Below are 18,441 nucleotides of genomic sequence, written 5' to 3' on the forward strand. Positions count from 1 at the left end.
CCCAAATTTTTTTTTGACGCTCAAAATCAGGGGTAAACCCAACTACGACAGGCCTTTGATGGCCATTGGCCCCCCAGAACCGGGGTGTCTTAGACTTTTAACATGTCAGTTTGCTGACATGCTTTTCCAAGGCTGGGCTATACCCCTTTTGACAGTCTCATTTCTGATCTTCCCAGCGAGTTTACGAGGCGCGCCAATATGGACGTGAGCGTATTTGGTACGGGCTATGTTGGCCTTATTCAAGCAGCGGCACTGGCCGATGTAGGACACCGTGTCTTATGCGTCGACATCGATCCGAACAAGATCAAGCAATTACAGCAAGCGGTACCGCCGATCAGTGAACCGGACCTGTCCGGCACGCTGGAAGAGAACATCAAGGCCGGCCGTTTGTTCTTTTCCACCCAGGCCAGCGACGCCGTCGAACACGCCGAGCTGACCAAGTACGCGGCGAACGCGATGCTCGCCACCCGCATCAGTTTCATGAACGAACTGGCCAACCTCTACGGTTACCGCAATGACCTGCACCTGTGCGCCACCCGCGACGACACCCTGGAAGATGCCGATGCGCTGGTGATCTGCACGGAATCGAAAAACTTTCGCGTGGTCGACTTTGACCTGTTGGCGAGCAAACTGCGCTCGCGAGTGATCATCGACGGGCGCAACCTCTACAACCCGGAACATGTCGCGGCGGCAGGTTTGCACTACTGCGGCATCGGCTTGCGGCACATCGTGCCTCAGGGGCCTCGCCCATGAAGATTCTCGTTACCGGAGCCGCCGGATTCATCGGTGCCCATTGTGTGTTGCGGCTGTTGCGCGACGGGCATCAGGTGATCGGGCTGGATAACTTCAACGATTACTACGACCCGCAACTCAAGCACGATCGCGTGCAATGGGTGCAGGAGCAGGTCGGCCCTTTCCAGCTCTCAAGGGTTGACCTGGCCGATGTCGAGGCCATCCAGACCCTGTTTTCCCGCGAACAACCCGAAGTCGTGATTCACCTCGCGGCCCAGGCCGGCGTGCGCTACTCCCTGGACAATCCACGGGCCTACCTCGACAGCAATCTCAATGGTTTCCTCAACATTCTCGAAAGCTGCCGCCGGCATCCGGTCAAGCATTTGATTTATGCCTCGTCCAGTTCGGTGTACGGCGCCAACCAGCACACCCCGTATGCAGTGCAGGACGGCGTCAACCACCCATTGTCGCTGTACGCGGCAACCAAAAAAGCCAACGAGCTGATGGCCCACAGTTACAGCCACTTGTTCGACATTCCCTGCACAGGCCTGCGCTTTTTTACCGTGTATGGCCCTTGGGGCCGGCCGGACATGTCACCCATCCAGTTCGCAAAGGCGATTGCCCTGGGGCAACCGTTGAAGCTGTTCAACTACGGCGAGCACCAACGCGATTTCACCTACATCGACGACATCATCGAGAGCATCGCCCGGCTGATCGATCGTGCGCCGCAAGCCGACCCTCAGTGGGACCGTGAACTACCGGACCCGGCCAGCAGCATGGCGCCCTGGCGGATCTACAACATAGGCGGCCAACACCCGGTGGAGCTCAAGCACTACCTGGCGTTGCTGGAAAAACACCTGGGGCAAAAAGCCCAAGTCGAGTTGCTGCCGCTGCAACCCGGCGATGTCCTCAATACCTGCGCCGATGCCAGCGACCTGGCCAGCGCCACCGGTTTCCAGCCCGGTATCGAGCTGGATGAAGGACTCGGGCGTTTCATCGCCTGGTTCCGCGTCTACTACCCACTGCCTATCGCCCATGAGCCGCCCGCGGCTCAATTCCAGCGGAGGACTGCTCTATGACTGGACACGAAAAATCCATACCCCTGCATCACCTGCGCCCAGACAAGCGCCTGGACCCCGAACAGCGAATGCGCCTCGACGCCGCGATCCATAGACAGGGCCGAGGCTGGATGACGGGCCGGGCGGGTGGACGGCCATGGACCCTGTCACGAACCAATCGCGTGGTCGCCTGCCTGGGCGCGCTAGTGATTCTGGTGCTGATCTCGCCGGTGCTGCTGACCCTGGCGCTGGCCATCAAGCTCACCAGCGCAGGACCTGTGATGTTCGTACAGAAACGCACCGGCTACCGCGGCCGCCTGTTCGGCATGTACAAGTTCCGCACCATGGTGGCCAATGCCGAGGAACTCAAGGAGTCGCTGCGTTACCTGAACAAGCATGGTGTCGATGCCATCGATTTCAAGATCGACAAGGATCCACGAATCACCCGCATCGGCGGCTTCCTGCGGCGCACCAGCCTCGACGAACTGCCGAACCTGATCAATGTAGTGACCGGCGACATGCGACTGGTAGGCCCGCGGCCCACCTCGTTCAACGCCTACCGCTACAAGGACAGTCACCTCGCACGCCTGAGCATCTACCCCGGCATGACCGGTTTGTGGCAGATCTCCGGGCGCAGCAATATCGACTTCGACCAGCGCGTTGAGTTGGACCTCAGCTACATCGCCGAGCAGAGCCTGCTGCTTGATCTGAAGATCCTGTTGAAAACCCCCTTCAAAGTATTCAGCGGCCATGGAGCAAGCTAATGGACGGTTCAACTGCAAAAAGCCTCAGCATTGCCAATCCGAGCGAATCCAATCTGGCTTCTGCCGTACTCGACCAGGATTTGCGCATCCTTTTTCTGACCGCGGCCAACTCCGGCGCGGGCACCACCACCAGCGCCCTGGCACTGGCCAGCCAACTGGCGAAAATGAGCAGCGGCCAGGTGCTGCTGGTCGACGCCAGTCAGTCCTCGACCAACCTTACCCAGCAAATCGGGCTGACCAAGGAACTCGGGTTTCGCGACCTGGTATTCAATGAGCACAACCCACCCCTGCTGCAGGACTGCGTGTTGAACGTATCCAGCCTGCCCTTCCACGTCCTGCCGTTTGGCCGTATCTCCCGGGGCACCGCCCACCTGACGCCGGAACGCTTGAGCCCATTGCTTGAACAGCTCGCCAGTCAGTATCGCTTTGTGGTGATCGACGGGGACGCGGTGTATTCGGCCGCCGACACCCTGGTCTTCAGCGCCCAGGTCGACGGCGTGGTGATGGTCGTGCGCTCCGAGGACACGCGCAGGGAAGTGGCGCAGGCAGCCGTGCAACGCCTGACCCAGGCCGGGGCAAAACTGGTTGGCAGCGTGTTCAACCGACGCAAGTACTACATGCCCAAGTGGCTGTACAAAAACCTCTAAGCGATTGCAAAAAGGATGACGCCATGAACGCCAAGATGCTTGTCCTGCTGTTGCTGCCGCTTGCAGGTTGCACCAGCACATCCGAAACCCAGCACATGCCGGTCAATATCCTCACGGCCGAACCGGCCAACGCCCAGGCCACCGACATGCCCAGGGTCGAACAGACCCTGCGCCCGAAAGATGTACTGGACGTGATTTTCCATATCAGCACCAGCGGCTCGGATGCCTACCGCATTCAGTCCGGTGACCAGGTCGGCCTGAACTTCACCGCCGCCAGCCAACTCAATGGCAATCAAATGGTGCTGCCCGATGGCACGATAGAACTGCCGGGTGCCAACACCTCGGTGAAAATCGTCGGCCTGACCTCCGAGCAGGCACGGGAAGAAATTCAACGGGCCTATCAGCGCAAACAACTGTTCCAGCCCAACCGCAATCAGGTTTCCCTGCAGGTCATCAGCCCGCTGAGCAATGAGAACAACCTCAGAAACACGCTGAACCACCCGGCCACTGGCATGAGCCGGCAGATCACCGTGGGTACCGACGGCTATGCCAGTTTCCCGGAAATCGGTGCGGTGCCCCTGCAAGGCATGACCGTCACTCAGCTGGAAGCCTTCCTTAACCAAAAATACGCGCAACTGCCGGGACGGATGAGCGTCGACGTGTCGCTCAAGTCCACCGCGGGCAACGAGATCTACGTGCTGGGTGAAGTCGGCCAACCGGGTGCCTACCCGATCCGCCGGCCAGTCTCGGTGCTCGAAGCCCTGACCCTGGCCCGTGGCTCCAACGTCAAGGCGCGCCTGGATTCGGTGGTGATCATGCGCCGCAACGGCAACCAGGTTCAGGCCATCCATTATGACGCCGAAAAGGCCCTGGCCGGCGACGCCTCGCAGATCGCCTACCTGCAACCAGAGGACATGCTCTACGTGCCCAAGACCAAGCTGGCCAGCGCCGGTGAACTCGCACGGCAACTAGCGGACGTGGTGCTATTCCAAGGCGTGGGCTTTAGTTTCGGCTACCGCCTGGACAACAAAGGCAGCAACAACTAACTCTCAGGTGACCCGACATGAACCCAAAGGAAAACTACCTGCACGAGTTCTTCAGGATATTCTTCGCCAACAAGCAATTGGTGAAGCGTGTCTTCCTGGTCTTTGCAGTGATCGCCCTGGTCTTGCCGCTGATGCTCAAACAGAGCTTCGATATCACCGCGCAAGTCATCGTGCAGTCGAAAAAGCTCTCCCAAGGTGATGCGACCACGTCGCTGAACCAGGAAAACGCGACCTTCGTTCCGCCATCACTGGCCGACATGGAAACCGAGAGCAATATCCTGCGTTCGCCGGCGTTGATTCGCCAGACCATCAGCGAACTGCGGGACAAGAGTGACTACACCCCGCCTCCCGGTATGCTCAACAAACTGCTGAGCCAGCCGTTCAAAAAATATGTCAGCACACCGTTGCGCGAACACGTGATCAACCCGATGAAGTCGGCGCTGGGCATGGAGACCGATCCGGTACGCGACACCGCCCTCGACGGCTTGACCCAGCAGGCCATCAATAGCCTGAAGGTCGAAACCCTGCCGGGTTCCAACGTGATCTCGATCATCTACAGCTTCCCCGACCCGGCCCAGGGCACCAAGTTTGTCGCGGCGCTGCTGCAAAACTACCTGGTCAGCCGTCAGGCGCTGCAATCGATCGAACTGCCGCAGAGCTTCTACGAAAGCAAGAAGACCCAGTATCAGGTGCGTCTCGATGGCCTGGAAGGCAATCGGCAGGCTCTGCTGGGCGCTATCGGTGCGTCCGATCCCAAGGAAGAAATCACGTTCCGCCTCAACGCCATCAATACCGAGGAGCAGGCACTCAACCAGTACCGCGATCGCCTACTGCAAAGCCAACGCTGGCTCGATTACCTGAAAACCAACCTGGCCGCCGCCAAAGACAACAAGCTCAATGACTACACCTTCCCCTACACCTTCACCACCACCGTGGACAACGTTGCCTCGGAAGATCGCGAGATCAAACAGATGGGTGAAGCGCTGACCACCCAGGTCAGCCGCTACACCAGCGACCTGGCGATCTTCCAGCCGGGCAGCGAACCAATGCTGCTGGCCCGCGAGCAAATCACCCGCGCCCGTCAGCAATTCCTCAAGGTGGTGAGCAACCGGATTCAGGAACGCACCAACGACCTGGCGATTGTCAGCTCGGTGATCGACCAGAAAACCGCGCGCATCGCCGAGTTCAAGAACCGCATCCACCAGTTGCAGGAAACCCAGAGCAAGCTGCGGCAGGTGGATACCGAGATCAACGCCTTGCACGCGGCGTTCTCCACCTACGCCCAGCGCTTTGCCGAAAGCAGCACCGCCCGCATGCTGGACAACGACCTGTCCAACGCCCGGGTTCTGAGCCCACCGTTCGAACCGACTGAAGCGGCGTTCCCCAAACCGCTGCTGATCATTCCATTCGGCCTGTTTACCGGTTTGCTGCTGGCGATTGCTCTGGTCTACGTGCGTGAGTTCTTCGACCACCGCTTCAAACACCCTGCGCAAATTACCCACGAACTGGGCTTGCCAGTGCTGTTGGTGATCAACGAACAGAGCGTGGAACCAGGCAATCAGCAAAAGAACTGGGGCGTACCAAGCCTGGTCAATTGGGCACGCAAATGAACGCGCCACTGCCACCCCTGCACAGCCAATCGCTGCCGATCATTCACTTGCTCAGCAGCGGCGGGTTCTACGGGGCCGAGCGGATGCTGCTCGACCACTGCCTGGCGACGCCGGGGCAACATCAGGTGCTGTTTCTCGATGCACCGTACGAGTTGCTCGCAAGGTTTCGCGAGGCCGGGGTGGACTGTCACGGCTGCACGGGGCTTGGGGCGTTGCTGGCGCATTTGCGCCAGCGGCGGGCCGAGCGGCCGCTGATCAACACGCACAATTTCAAAGGGCTGTTGTTCGGTTGGGTTGGCGCAACGTTGTTGCGCCTGCCACTGGTGATCACCCAACACGGTTTCACGCCGCGCAGTCGCAAGCAGAAGCTCTACACCTGGCTGAGCCTGCAGCTGTGCCGCACTGCGTCGGTGACGCGGGTGGTATGCGTCGCCGAGAGCATTGCCACACTGTGCCGTCAGGCCAGTGTGCGAGCAGAAAAACTGCAGGTGATTCCCAATGGCTTGCCGGCCGCCAATGATCTGCAACCGCACACAACCGGGCGGCAACGTTGGCTGGCCGGTTATGTCGGACGGCTGAGCAGTGAAAAAGGTCCGGATCTGTTTCTCGATACCCTGATTCCGCTGTGTCAGCAGTACCCGCAACTGGACGCCGTGATGCTCGGCGATGGCCCGGAACGGGACAGTCTGCTGGCGCGAATCAACGAGGCCGGATTGCACGAGCGCATCAGCCTGCCGGGCTACCAGACCGACATGCGCCCATGGTGGCGGCAACTCGACGCGCTGGTGATCAGCTCGCGCACCGAAGGCACGCCGATGATTTTGCTCGAAGCCATGCAAGCCGGCGTGCCGGTGGTGGCGTTTGGCGTCGGCGGGATTCCCGATGTGCTGCAAGACCGGCACAACGGCCTGCTGGCCACGCCCACCGACACCGCCGCCCTTGCCCGGCAGATCGACAGCTTGTTGCGCGACCCGGCCCTGGCTCGCGAACTGAGTGACAACGCAAGGCGTACGCAACTGGATCGCTACGACCTCGAGGCCCTGGCCGAACGCTGGTCGCAGCTTTATATCCGTACTGCACGGGAGGCACGCGCATGATTTTCCCACTCTCGATCGTCAGTCTGCTCGGCCTGGTGTGCCTTGCATTGCTAGCCAGCCCCTATCCATTTCTGGCGCCGGGAGCGGTGGTGGGCCTGGCAGGTATTGCGATGCTGTACCGCAAACCGGCCTGGGGCCTGCTGGGCATCGCGGCGCTCGTGCCGTTCGAAGGTTTATTCAAGGGCAGCGCATTGTCGGGCACCAAGTTCGTCGGTGCTTCACTGGCGCTGATCCTGATGCTGCAACTGGCCATGCACCAGATTCCGTCCGAGCGGTTGCGCAGCAATATCTGGCGCTTGCTGATCGGGTTCATGGCGCTTTACCTGCTGAGCCTGTTGAACAGCGATGACCTGGGCAGCTCGCTGGACGATCTGCGGGAACTGAGCGTCGGCCTGATTCTGTTTGTGATCGCCCTGCTGATCGGTCGCGAGTTGAACCTCGACATGTTCGCCCGGCTGGTGACAATCAGCGTCAGCATGACCTGCGCACTGGCGCTGTTTTCCAGCAAATTTCAGGACAAGGGTCGCGCTTCCGGCATGCTGGAAGACCCGAACGCGTTTGCCATGCTGATCGCCTTCGCCGTACCGATGGCCCTGCTGCTGGTGATCCGCAGCCCGAATCGGTTGCAACGCTTGTTCTGGTTGGGTTGCAGCTTGTTGTTGCTGGCGGGGATGACCAAGACTGAATCCCGATCGGGGCTGGTGGTGTTGCTCCTGAGCCTGATCATTGGCATGTGGCACTACCGCGCGTACTTGCCGCGCATCCGTCCACGTCACCTGGGTTTTGCCATGCTCGGTATGGCGATCGTGATTGCGCTGGGCATCTATGCGATGCCGCCCGGTTATGTCGAACGCATCCAGTCCCTGAGCGTCCTGAGTTCCGGTGCCAAGGCCCAGGATGAATCCCTCGGTCGCCGCGCTTCATACATCGTGGTCGGTAGCCAGATGATCCGCGAGAACCCACTGTTGGGTACCGGCCCGGGGACGTTCCCGCTGCACTATGCCCCCACCGGTTACGCCAAGAAGTTTTCCGCCAACCGAAAAATCGGCGACCTGTACCGCGAAGCCCACAACACCTACCTGAAAATTTTCAGTGAACTGGGGATTCCCGCCGGCCTGTTGTTCGTCGGCATGCTGGCGCTGGGCTTGTACAACCTGATGCGTGCCCGGCAAGCCTGGATGCAGCGCGGTAACTGGGAGCAGGCCAACCTGATCACGCACTTGGGCATGAGCACTCTGTCACTGACGCTGTTCCTGATGTTCCTCAGCGCGCCGAATCAAAAGTACGTGTGGATCATGCTCGCCTTGACCAGCGTGCTGCGTTTGAAAGCCGAAGAAAGTCCAACGCTGGAGTCCAAGGCATGAGCCGCATCAGCATCATTTTCCCGATGTACAACGAAGCACGGCACATCGCCCGTACCCTGCTTGCGGCGCAACACGCCGCCGATGCCGCCGGCATCGAGTGCGAGCTGATCGTAGTGGACAACGGCTCCACCGATCAGGGCGCGCAGATTGCCCGGCAGTTCGGCGCGCACGTGCTGGACATGCCCGGCTTGTTCATCGGCGCCCTGCGCAATTGCGGGGCGCAAGCGGCCACCGGGGAATGGCTGGCGTTCGTCGATGCCGATATCGAGGTGCCCGAGGACTGGTTGACCCATTTGCTGAAGCTGGAAGAAGCCGACGTCGCCGACGTGTTCAGCCTCGACTTGCACACCCCGGCGCAAGCGCCCTGGTACGCCACGGCCTGGCAACAGCGAACCTTGCGCCCTTCCCGTCACACCGTGCAGATCGTCGATTGGCTGCCCAGCGCCAACTTGCTGATGCGCCGCGAATGGTTCGAGAAGGTCGGCGGTTTCAACGAAACCCTGCGTACGGGTGAAGACAAGGACTTCTCCCTGCGCCAGAGCGCCGAGGGCGCACGACTGCTGTCGATCAATGAAAACATCGCCCTGCACTGGGGCTACGAAATGAACTGGCGTGAATGGATGGGCAAGGAGATGTGGCGCCAGGGCAGTCACCTGCAACTGTTGCGCAGCCATGGCATAAGCCTGCGCCTGCTGCGATTTCCACTGCTGTCGATTGCGGCCTGGCTGTTGGACTTCATGGCGATCTCTGCGCTGTTCAACGGCTATCTGCATGAGGCGGTGATCATGTTGCTGCTGACCACTTTGCCGGCGCTGGTGCTGAGCCTACGCCAAAGTCTCAAACACCGCGACATCGGCCTGACCCTGCAACTGTGGGGCCTGCACTGGGTGCGCCTGCACCTGGCCGGCGGCGCATTCATTCTCAGTTTGTGTCGTTGGAATGCCAGGAGGCCTGCCCGTGGCTGAATTCATTTTCTGGTTGTGCCTGTTGTTGCCGGTGTACGCCTACCTTGGCTACCCGCTGCTGCTGACCTTGCTCGCGCCGTGCTTTGCGGCACGGCGGCACGGCACGCCAGCACCGATGGATGTGAGTATCGTGATTGCCGCGCATAACGAGGCGCGGCACATCGAAGAAAAACTGCGCACCGTGCTGGCCCAGGATTATCAGGCGCGCTCGCTGCAGATCATTCTGGCCAGCGATGGCTCAACCGATGACACCGTGGCCTGTGCGCGCAAGGTGGTCGATCCGCGCATCACCGTGCTGGATCTGCCCCGCCAGGGCAAGGCCGCGACCTTGAATGCAGGTGCCGCGTTGAGCACCGGTGAGATCCTGGTGTTCACCGACGCCGATAACCAATGGTCCACTGACACCCTTGGTCATTTGCTCGCGCCGCTGGCCGATCCGCAGGTCGGTGCCTGCGCCGGGCACATGCTGATCCCCGTGACCGGCAAAGGCCTGAGCATCGGCGACAGCCTGTATCGACACTACGAAGGCTGGCTGCGCTACGTGGAAAACCGCACCGGCTGCATGGTCTCCGCCGACGGCGCCCTGCTCGCCCTGCGCCGCGAGTTGTTCCAGAACGTGCCCGCCGAGGTCAACGACGATTTCTTTATCAGCACCTGCGCGCCGGTGGCGTTCAAACGGATCATCTATGTGCCAAAAGCCCGCGTGATCGACACCGGCGTCGATGAAGCCGACAAGCAATTTCGCCGGCGCCAACGGGTGACCGTGGGTGGTTTGCAGAGCCTGGCCCAGCGTCGCGAGCTGCTCAATCCACTCAAGCATGGCCTGTATGCGATTGCGCTGATCAGCCACAAGTTGATCCGCCGCCTGGCGCCGATCCTGTTGCTGCCGTTGCTGTTGAGCAACTTCTGGCTGTGGGACGAGCACGCCTTTTATCGCTGGAGCCTGATCGCGCAACTGCTGGGATACACCGCGGCCATCGCCGGTTTGCTCGATTCACAACACCGCTTGCCCAAACCCTTTCGCCTCGCCGCGTTCCTCCTGGTAACCCTCACCGGGATGAGCATCGGTCTGTGGCAGTTCCTGCGTGGCCAGCGTTATGCGCAATGGAACCCTGAGCAAAATCGATGAGAGAAGCGTGCGATGGCGATCAAACAACTACTAAAACGCACCAGCGGCTGGCTTTACCTCAATTCCCCGGTCGGTCGCCAGCAACTGCACGGCGCCGGCGTGATCCTGATGCTGCACCGGGTACTGTCCAACGACCGTGCCGCCAACCTGCCCCATCGCAATGAATTGTGCGTGGGGCCAAAAGCCTTTGAACACCTGTTGGTCTGGCTGAAAAAGCATTTCGACTGCGTACCGCTGATGGAGATCCTGCAACCGGGCAGTCAGCGCAACGAACGCCCGAAAGTGGCGTTGACCTTCGATGACGGCTGGCGTGACAACGCGCTGAATGCCTTCCCGCTGCTGCACAAGTATCGAGTGCCGGCGAGCATTTTTCTGTCCACCGATTTTATCGGCAGCCGCCAGCACTTTTGGTGGGAAAGCATTGGTGAAACCCTGTGGAACAGCCACGGTGAAAAAGCCCGCCTGCATTTAATTGAATGCTTGCAGCAACTGGGTCGCCCGCTACCGGTACTGTGTGATGACCCGGATCTGCACCGCCGCAGCCTGGCATTGCTGCACTTTCTGCAAAGCCTCAAGACCCTGTCTCCCCGTGACCTCGATCGCCTGACCGATGAATGCCCACAAGAATCGTTGCCACAAGCGCTGGACTGGCACCAGGTGCGTTTGCTGGAAGCCAGTGGACTGGTGCGGTTCGGCCCCCACGGTGCCAGCCACGCGATTCTCACGGGCCTTGACGATCAGACCCTGGATGAGGAATTGAGCCGCAGTCGCCAGGCACTATTGAACGGCTGCAATCAACCCTTGCCGGTGTACTGCTACCCCAATGGCGACAACGATGCGCGGGTGCGGCAACACGTGGCCGACCATGACTTCCCGTTTGCCCTGGGCACCGCTACCGGGATCTACCGCAGCAACAGCGATCCGCTGGCCTTGCCACGGTTCGGCGTCAGCCAGCGCACCGCACGCAATCCCGAGTTGTTGTCGTGGCGCATTTACCGCGGGGCGCGCCCATGAGTCGCAGCCATTACCTTAAACACCTGGCCCTGAGCATGGGCACCAAACTGTTGATGATCGGTCTGCGCCTGCTGCGCAACGTATTGCTGGCGCGGATTCTCGGGCCCAGTGAGCGCGGCCTGTTTGCCTTGCTCAGCGCCCTGCCGGATCTGATCAGTGCCGCCACCAGTGGCGGGCTGAACACGGCGGTGGGCTACCAGGCAGCCAAGCAGCGGCCCATGGGGCTGTTGCTCAGTCAGGTATTGGTGTTCGGGTGTTTGCTGGCGGGTGTGCTGACCTTGCTGGTGGTGGCGCTGACCCGTGAATTGGGCAGCGAACTTGATATTTCCACGCAACTCGGTCTGCTCGCCTGGCTGCTGTTGCTGGCGGTGCCATTGACCGTGCTCAAGAGCGGACTGCTGACGCTGCACAACGCATCGGGTGGCGTCGTGGCCTTCAACGTCTTGCGCCTGATCGAGTCGTTGGCACCGCTGCTGCTGTTTCTGGCGTTGTTCTGGATGTGGAAAAGCGCGGCTCTGGAAGCGGCGCTGATCAGTTGGCTGACAGGTATCAGCCTGGTGGTGCTGGTGGGCTGGGTCTGGCTCAAGCGCAATCAACCGCTGACCCTGCAATGGGACCGCGCCAGCCAGAATGAACTGCTGCGCTTCAGTGCCCGCAGCCATCCGGACGTGCTGTTCCAGCAGGTCATTCTGCGCTCCGACTACCTGTTCATCGGCGCCCTGCTCGGCAGCACCGCGCTGGGCCACTACGCCATGGCCAGCGCGGCCGCCGAGTTGCTGCTGATCGTCCCGGAGGCGGTGACCACGCCCCTGATGAAGCGACTGCTGCAACAGGAAGAAGGCATCGAGATTGTCACACCGCTGGCGCTGCGCCTGACCGCCACGGTGATGATCGGCGCGTGCCTGACCATGGCAGTGATCGGCGAATGGCTGATTGTCACCCTGTTCGGGGTCGCGTATCAGCCGGCCTATCCGGCGTTGCTGGCCTTGCTGCCGGGGCTGTTGGGGTTGTGCTATGGCAGCATCCTGCGCCTGGATCTGCTGGGCAAGAACCGGCCCGGCTCGATTTCGCTGGTGATGGGCCTCGGCGCCTTGCTCAATCTGGCGTTGAACCTGTTGCTGATTCCGACCCACGGCATCGTCGGTGCGGCGGCGGCGTCGTCCATCGCCTACCTGGCGGTGACCATCGCGTTGCTGGTGATGTTTTGCCGTTTGAGCCGGGTGCCGCTCTGGCAAACGCTGATCATCCTGCCCAGCGACCTGGCACCGATGGTTCAAATGCTGCAACGGAAGTCGGCATGAAGTACTTCGCGCTGGCGGTGAGCCTGAGCCTGTCGCTCGAGGCGTACGCCGGGCAGATGCGCTGGGCCGACATCCGCGACGGCAGCCTGTACCTGCAAACGGATAGCCCCGACACCGTGACCGTGAGCTGGGTGCCGGCCTGGCAGGCGGATGCCAACGAAGAACGCCTGTACCTGCTGGACGGCCAAGGCAAACTCGAGGGCGAACGGGTGATTGCCGCCAAGGAAACCAGCGGCAGCCAAAGCTGGCCGTTGGCGCCGGGCGCCAGTAGTTATCAACTGGAGATCCCCGGCTACAGCTTTCGCCGTTACAGGGTCGTGCACGACGAACGCACGGTGGCACTGTTCGCTCCGGCCAAGGTGCATTTCAGCGCTCAAACCCGCGATGGCGATGAGCTGTATTTCAAAGTCGCGGCCGGCGAACAGGCGGTGTTGGCCGGCAAGTTCCACGGCGGCGTCGGTGCTTTGCAGGCGCAACGCGTGGGCGACGGCAAACAGCTGTCGCTGGCCCTCAAGCCCTATAGCGCCTACGGGCAGTTCGATCAGGTCGCGTTACCCGTCGCCAGTACCGATCAGGTCTGGCGCCTGCATTTGCAGGGCAGCGGCAAAGCGGCGTTCTGGCTTGACGGCACGGCCAACCTGTTTGCGCAGAATCCGCAGCAGCTAAAACCCCTGCGAGAAGATGACGGCCAGACCCGGCTGACCTTGCACAAGGAAATCCTCGGCAACACGCCGAACCTGGGGATCGCCCTGCCCTACACGATGCCGCCGCCCGCAAGTTATGCCGTATTTGATGCGCTCAAACCACAGGCAGGCGGTTTCTACAGCTTCGTTGACATCACCGCCAAGCGTGCGCACTACGAAGATAATTTCCGCCAGCTGTATCAGGACCGCTTCGGCATCACCCAGGACATCACGTTACTGGCTGGCACTCAGCGTCAGGCCGATCTGCGCGCCGATGCCACCAGCAACGCCGGCCTCGACGCCTGGCTCGCCACGATTCGCACGCTGGGCGGCAAAGGCACGCATTACATCGGGTTTGCCGACGAGCCGAACCTCAATTATCCGGACTACGCCAACTACCAAAGCATTTTCAACACCATGGCCCGGCAGGTGCGCAGCAACCCGGACAATGCCAAGGCGGGTGTGCGCATCGCCATGCCTGCCAGCTCGCGACTGATCAACGGCCCGTTCGTCGACAACGCTGCCGACAAGCGCGGCATCGACTGGGCCCGGCGTTTACTGAAGGAATCCGGCGATCAGGTCGATGCGCTGGCCTGGCACGAATGGATGATCCGCGACCTGCTGGCGACCCGGGTTTATCGCGACACCGTGCGCCGCGCCGCCGACCTCGTCGGGCTCGACGCCAATGGCAGGCCACGCAAGGCGTTGCTGCTGGACCAGACCAACATATCCGCCGGCTCAAGCCTGAGCCCCTACGATCAGGAAACCCACTTCGCCTCCCTGTGGTGGGCCTCGGTAGCCATCAACTCGTCCCAGGACGGCTTGCTGGAGATGCTCAACTGGTTCATGGCCGGCGATGAGCCCGGATACCCCAAGGGCATGTTTCGCGTCCAGGGTGAGGAGCGTTTCGAACTCAAACCGGTCGGCCTGGCCCAGCAGTTCATCCAGCAACACTGGCTGCACAGTGTGATCCGCCTGGACAACAGTGCCTTCGAGGTCGACGTGCTGGCCATGGCCGAGGACGCCAAGCGCAGCCTGCTGGGGGTCAACAAGGGCACGCGCCTGCAGCATGTGACGCTAAGCGGTGCCGAGTGCCCGTTGACTCAGGGCTCATTACGCTACTTTGGTGCCGACAACCGCAGCCGCGACGCACCCTTCAACTGCCACGACGGTCGCGTGACCTTCGAGCTGCCAGGAGAAACATTGTTCGCCCTTGACTGGATCGCTTCGTGACCGCCGCTCAATTGTTTGGCCGCGCAGGTAACTTGCCGCGCTGTGGATCACTCCACTTACGGGTCTGCCCGTCAGGAGCCAACTTCATGAGTGTGTTGCACAAACTCATTCCCCACATCCAACAAAAAGGACTGCGCGCCACCCTCAAAAAAGCGTGGAAGCACTACGTGTTTTCCCACGAGGAACTGTTGTGGATGGAGCGCGACCTGGTCAGCCCGGTGCCGCCGCATAAACTCACCCCCTACCCGCCGCTACGCCTGGAAACCATCACCGCGCAGAACACCGTGGCGTTCACTCGTCACTTCGGCGAGCGCGTGAAAACCATGACCGAGCTGGCTCGCGATGGCCACACCGGGCATATGTACCTGGATGAAAAAGGCGATGCCGTGGGCTTCATCTGGGGCACCGTGCGCGCCTACCACGACCGCCATTACTACGGCTGCCGGTTCCCGGTGAAGGAAGGCGAGTTCTTCGAATTCGCCCTTGAAGAAATCCGCGCCTACTGGGGCACCCTGCTGTCCCTGGATCTTCAGCTAAACCTATGGAAATCCATGCAGGCTCGAGGCTGCAACAAAGTGGTGGATGTCTGTGAAGCCCACAATATCCGGGCTCTGAAGATGCACATTCGCATGGGCTATAACGAACAAGGGCGAATCATGAACATCTACAAACTGTTTGGCCGCTGGCGCTTGCACCGCGAAACCCGCTACACCGGCTCGCGTCTGGATGCCTTGCGCAAACCAAAACATAAACCCGTTACTGCTCCGGTGGCCTGACCCTATGACAGTGCGATTTGAATGGCGTACTTCGCTGTGCGCCGCAGACTTTCCCGCAGCTGCCTATGAAGCGCTGCGGCTGCAAGTGATGGACCACACGCCGTTCAACGCGCTGGCCTGGATGTCTGCATCGGAACAGGCACTGACCGCCGGCGAATGTTTACACGTTCTGCTGGGCTGGCAGGGTGATGAACTGGTGCTGTGTCTACCCCTGGTGGCGTGCGTCGAGCGTTTTGGCGGATTGCCGTTTCGAGTCCTTCATCACTTGGGCTACCCCCTCGCCGACCGGCTCGCGCTCCTGGCTTGCCTGGACGACGCGAACATGCACAAGGCGTTGATCACGATTCGCCGTCGAGTGCCCCATGCTTTGTTGCAACTCAATGAATTGCCTGAACCTGTCGGCGCCGACAATGTGCTGGCCGAATGGATGAGCCACAGCTCCACCGCTGAACGTCGCCTCAGTTGTCGCACCCCCGTGCACCGGATCAGCGACGCCGATCGCCAGGAAGTCTCCGGTGATCCACGCTACAAACTGCGCAGGGCACGCAAACGCATCGCCGCGTGTGGCGCCCAGGTACGCCGTATTACCCCCGACGCCTCGACCATGGGGCCACTGCTCAAGGTCATCAGCGAAGTCGAAGCGGTCAGTTGGAAAGGCGATGAAGGCGTGGGGATTTTTAGCGATGAGCATCGCCGGCAATGGATGGATCGCGCCTTCACCGCCCTCGCCGCCCAGGGCCTTGTGCGCGTGGTGGTGCTGGAACTGGACGGTCGCTGCATCAGCTATCGCCTCGGCTTGCTGGAACAGGGCCGACTGTACGACTACAACCTGGCGTTCCTGCCGCAATACGCCGACCTGGGCAGCGGCCGGGTGCTGCTTGAAGAATGGATTCGCTGGGGCCTGGACGACAACTGGCGCTGGATCGATGCATCGCGCGTGAGTCTGGAGAACTCCACTCATCAACTGCATGAACGGATGACCGGGCAGCTGCAACACTGGCGCTGGAGTTTCTATTCCTGGCGCCCCGATGGCCTGGCCCTAGGGCTGGCCTTGCGATTCTGGCAAGGGTTCAAACCTTTATGGCAGCAGTGGCGGGCCAAGCGAAAAGCTGCGGCCGTTGCCCCTGCAGCCGTCGCGGCGCCCGTGGCCAAGGCGCCTGCACCCACCGACACACTCATGGAGGGCGAACATGCTGCGCCAAGTCATAGTCAACACTGACAATTTCGGGCTCAGTGCCTGTGACACGACCGAGCGGCGTGCAGAGGCCGTTGCGCAATGAAAATCCTCAAGCCCTCTGGATCCCTTGGCGTGCGATTTTTTTTACCGGAAATTGTGTCAAAACTGATGCATATGTTGAAACAAATTGCTGATCGAGGCCTGCCATGCAATTGCCAAAGTGATCTATACACATCAATGCCATCACCTTTTTCTGCATTTCAAGGCGGCCGTTTGAGCCGTTGCTATAGTCCTGCGAGGCCGACGTGAACGTTGTCCGGGGCAGCATGACCAGCTGCGAAGTGCAGAGAAACGCTGGCAACCCTGAATTGGGTGAGCAAAATTCACGCGGCGCAGTTTCCCCTTGTGAACTGGATCACCTCACTGCTGGAGTGAATGGAGCTTTGCCCTTGCAGGGCTGGAGACGGGAAATGATTATCGAGAAAGCCTACGACGTTGGCTTCGCTGTGCCGCAATGCGCCGATTACCAGATCGAGGTCGTTCGCTCGTTGGCGGATGCCGAGCCCTATATCGAAGCCTGGGAGGCGCTGGCCCACGCTGCTGTCGAACCCAACATGTTCTATTCGCCCTGGGCCTTGCTGTCGGCACTCGAGCACCTGGTAGGCAACAAGCGCTTCGTGCTGTTGTTCATTCTCAGACCGACCGAACGAACGATGCGGCCCGGGTTTGTGATAGATGGTTTTTTCCCGCTGTTCGAGCCGGGTGCCTGTGCCCTCTTGCCCATCTCGGCGGCCAGAATGGTCCGCCACCGTTATTGCTTTTCAGTGGCGCCCCTGGTGCGCAGCGGTCACGAGAGTGAGGTGATGCGCTCTTTCCTGCACTGGTTACACAGACATCGACGGAGCTACCCGCTTTTGCGGATGCCCGATGCGCCTGCCGATGGCCCGTTGGCCGATGCCCTGCGCTGGGCGCTGCGTGAGGAGGGGCGGCGTTTCCATGAGGGCTCTCACTGGCAGCGAGCGCTGATGAAGCTGGGGGACGACGCCGAGTGCTATCTGGAGCGAGCGCTGTCGTCCAAGGAACGCAGAGAACACCGCCGCAAACGTAACCGCCTGGCCGAGTTGGGTGACTTGCGTTTTCGCGCGCTGCAACCCAGCGGCGAGGACTTGGCGGCCTGGCTCGCGGCGTTCGTCAAACTCGAGCTCAAGGGCTGGAAAGGTGAATCGCAATCGGCGCTGGGTAGCCGCCCGCAATCGCGCCGTTTTTTCGAGGAAGTCGCCAGCGCCGCGTATGCCCGCGGTCAGCTGATGATGTTCGAAATGTCCCTCGATGGCCGTCCGCTGGCGATGCTCTGCGACTTCCTCGCCCCGCCGGCTGCTTTTGCCTTCAAGATCGCGTTCGATGAGGACTACGCCAAACACTCGCCAGGTGTACTCCTTGTCCTCGAGTACATCCACCGGCGCAAGGATCTCGAGGAGCGCGGCGTCGAGTGGATGGACTCCTGCTCAAACCCGGATAACACCTTGACCAATCGCCTATGGATGGAGCGCAAGCCGCTATGCACCTTCTTGCTCAGCAGCGGTTCGCCATTGGCCGATCTGTGGGTCAGTCTCTATCCCTATGCGAAACGCCTGAAGGATTGGTTGAAAAGGCGCTAGTCAGGCAGGCCAGCATCTGCGTCAACTGACACGCGGCTAGCGATGGCGGCCTGACAGCCGACCGGGATTTTTGATTGGGTACATATCCATTGCTGCGGTAACGGCCGCTTATGGTTTCGCCCTTACGGCGAGTCCCTTTGGCAAACGCCCCAAAGGAACCAAAGGTCTCGCCCCGAACGTACGGCCC

Annotated in this window: 16 protein-coding genes; all 16 read left to right on the forward strand. The window is 60.8% G+C overall.

Annotated elements, in window-relative coordinates; all coding sequences use genetic code 11:
- Nucleotides 1-198: 198 nt before the first annotated feature.
- Nucleotides 199-753 (forward strand): UDP binding domain-containing protein, encoded by a 555-nt coding sequence (locus ACRESJ_RS21770; protein ID WP_431759750.1) that lies wholly within the window; start codon nucleotides 199-201, stop codon nucleotides 751-753.
- Entirely contained in the window at nucleotides 750-1,811 is a 1,062-nt protein-coding gene (locus ACRESJ_RS21775) for an NAD-dependent epimerase (RefSeq protein ID WP_431759751.1), read from the forward strand. Before ACRESJ_RS21770 ends, ACRESJ_RS21775 begins: the two co-directional genes overlap by 4 nt.
- Nucleotides 1,808-2,554: a sugar transferase gene (locus tag ACRESJ_RS21780; RefSeq protein WP_431759752.1), complete on the forward strand. Its 747-nt coding sequence runs from the start codon at nucleotides 1,808-1,810 to the stop codon at nucleotides 2,552-2,554. Before ACRESJ_RS21775 ends, ACRESJ_RS21780 begins: the two co-directional genes overlap by 4 nt.
- Complete coding sequence (locus ACRESJ_RS21785) at nucleotides 2,554-3,201, forward strand: CpsD/CapB family tyrosine-protein kinase (protein ID WP_431759753.1); 648 nt, start codon at nucleotides 2,554-2,556, stop codon at nucleotides 3,199-3,201. The genes ACRESJ_RS21780 and ACRESJ_RS21785 overlap by 1 nt, the downstream gene beginning before the upstream one ends.
- Before the next feature lie 23 nt (nucleotides 3,202-3,224).
- On the forward strand, nucleotides 3,225-4,247 hold the full coding sequence (locus tag ACRESJ_RS21790) for a polysaccharide biosynthesis/export family protein (RefSeq protein WP_431759754.1): 1,023 nt from the start codon (nucleotides 3,225-3,227) through the stop codon (nucleotides 4,245-4,247).
- Between the two features lie 17 nt (nucleotides 4,248-4,264).
- Nucleotides 4,265-5,857: a GumC family protein gene (locus tag ACRESJ_RS21795; protein WP_431759755.1), complete on the forward strand. Its 1,593-nt coding sequence runs from the start codon at nucleotides 4,265-4,267 to the stop codon at nucleotides 5,855-5,857.
- Nucleotides 5,854-6,954: a glycosyltransferase family 4 protein gene (locus ACRESJ_RS21800; protein ID WP_431759756.1), complete on the forward strand. Its 1,101-nt coding sequence runs from the start codon at nucleotides 5,854-5,856 to the stop codon at nucleotides 6,952-6,954. The genes ACRESJ_RS21795 and ACRESJ_RS21800 overlap by 4 nt, the downstream gene beginning before the upstream one ends.
- Nucleotides 6,951-8,318, forward strand: a complete 1,368-nt coding sequence (locus ACRESJ_RS21805) for an O-antigen ligase family protein (RefSeq protein WP_431759757.1) — start codon at nucleotides 6,951-6,953, stop codon at nucleotides 8,316-8,318. The genes ACRESJ_RS21800 and ACRESJ_RS21805 overlap by 4 nt, the downstream gene beginning before the upstream one ends.
- Nucleotides 8,315-9,283 (forward strand): glycosyltransferase, encoded by a 969-nt coding sequence (locus ACRESJ_RS21810; protein WP_431759758.1) that lies wholly within the window; start codon nucleotides 8,315-8,317, stop codon nucleotides 9,281-9,283. Before ACRESJ_RS21805 ends, ACRESJ_RS21810 begins: the two co-directional genes overlap by 4 nt.
- On the forward strand, nucleotides 9,276-10,412 hold the full coding sequence (locus tag ACRESJ_RS21815) for a glycosyltransferase (RefSeq protein ID WP_431759759.1): 1,137 nt from the start codon (nucleotides 9,276-9,278) through the stop codon (nucleotides 10,410-10,412). The genes ACRESJ_RS21810 and ACRESJ_RS21815 overlap by 8 nt, the downstream gene beginning before the upstream one ends.
- A gap of 12 nt (nucleotides 10,413-10,424) precedes the next feature.
- Nucleotides 10,425-11,426, forward strand: a complete 1,002-nt coding sequence (locus tag ACRESJ_RS21820; RefSeq protein WP_431759760.1) for a polysaccharide deacetylase family protein — start codon at nucleotides 10,425-10,427, stop codon at nucleotides 11,424-11,426.
- Nucleotides 11,423-12,727, forward strand: a complete 1,305-nt coding sequence (locus tag ACRESJ_RS21825) for a lipopolysaccharide biosynthesis protein (protein ID WP_431759761.1) — start codon at nucleotides 11,423-11,425, stop codon at nucleotides 12,725-12,727. The genes ACRESJ_RS21820 and ACRESJ_RS21825 overlap by 4 nt, the downstream gene beginning before the upstream one ends.
- Complete coding sequence (locus ACRESJ_RS21830) at nucleotides 12,724-14,643, forward strand: hypothetical protein (RefSeq protein ID WP_431759762.1); 1,920 nt, start codon at nucleotides 12,724-12,726, stop codon at nucleotides 14,641-14,643. The genes ACRESJ_RS21825 and ACRESJ_RS21830 overlap by 4 nt, the downstream gene beginning before the upstream one ends.
- Nucleotides 14,644-14,729: 86 nt before the next feature.
- On the forward strand, nucleotides 14,730-15,419 hold the full coding sequence (locus ACRESJ_RS21835) for an N-acetyltransferase (RefSeq protein ID WP_431759763.1): 690 nt from the start codon (nucleotides 14,730-14,732) through the stop codon (nucleotides 15,417-15,419).
- A gap of 4 nt (nucleotides 15,420-15,423) precedes the next feature.
- Nucleotides 15,424-16,638, forward strand: coding sequence for a GNAT family N-acetyltransferase (locus ACRESJ_RS21840; protein ID WP_431759764.1), 1,215 nt, complete (start codon nucleotides 15,424-15,426; stop codon nucleotides 16,636-16,638).
- 428 nt (nucleotides 16,639-17,066) lie between these two features.
- Nucleotides 17,067-18,254 (forward strand): GNAT family N-acetyltransferase, encoded by a 1,188-nt coding sequence (locus ACRESJ_RS21845; RefSeq protein ID WP_431759765.1) that lies wholly within the window; start codon nucleotides 17,067-17,069, stop codon nucleotides 18,252-18,254.
- Nucleotides 18,255-18,441 lie beyond the last annotated feature (187 nt).

It is taken from the genome of Pseudomonas sp. (genome assembly GCF_050739655.1).
In the GTDB taxonomy this organism is placed as follows: Bacteria; Pseudomonadota; Gammaproteobacteria; order Pseudomonadales; family Pseudomonadaceae; genus Aquipseudomonas.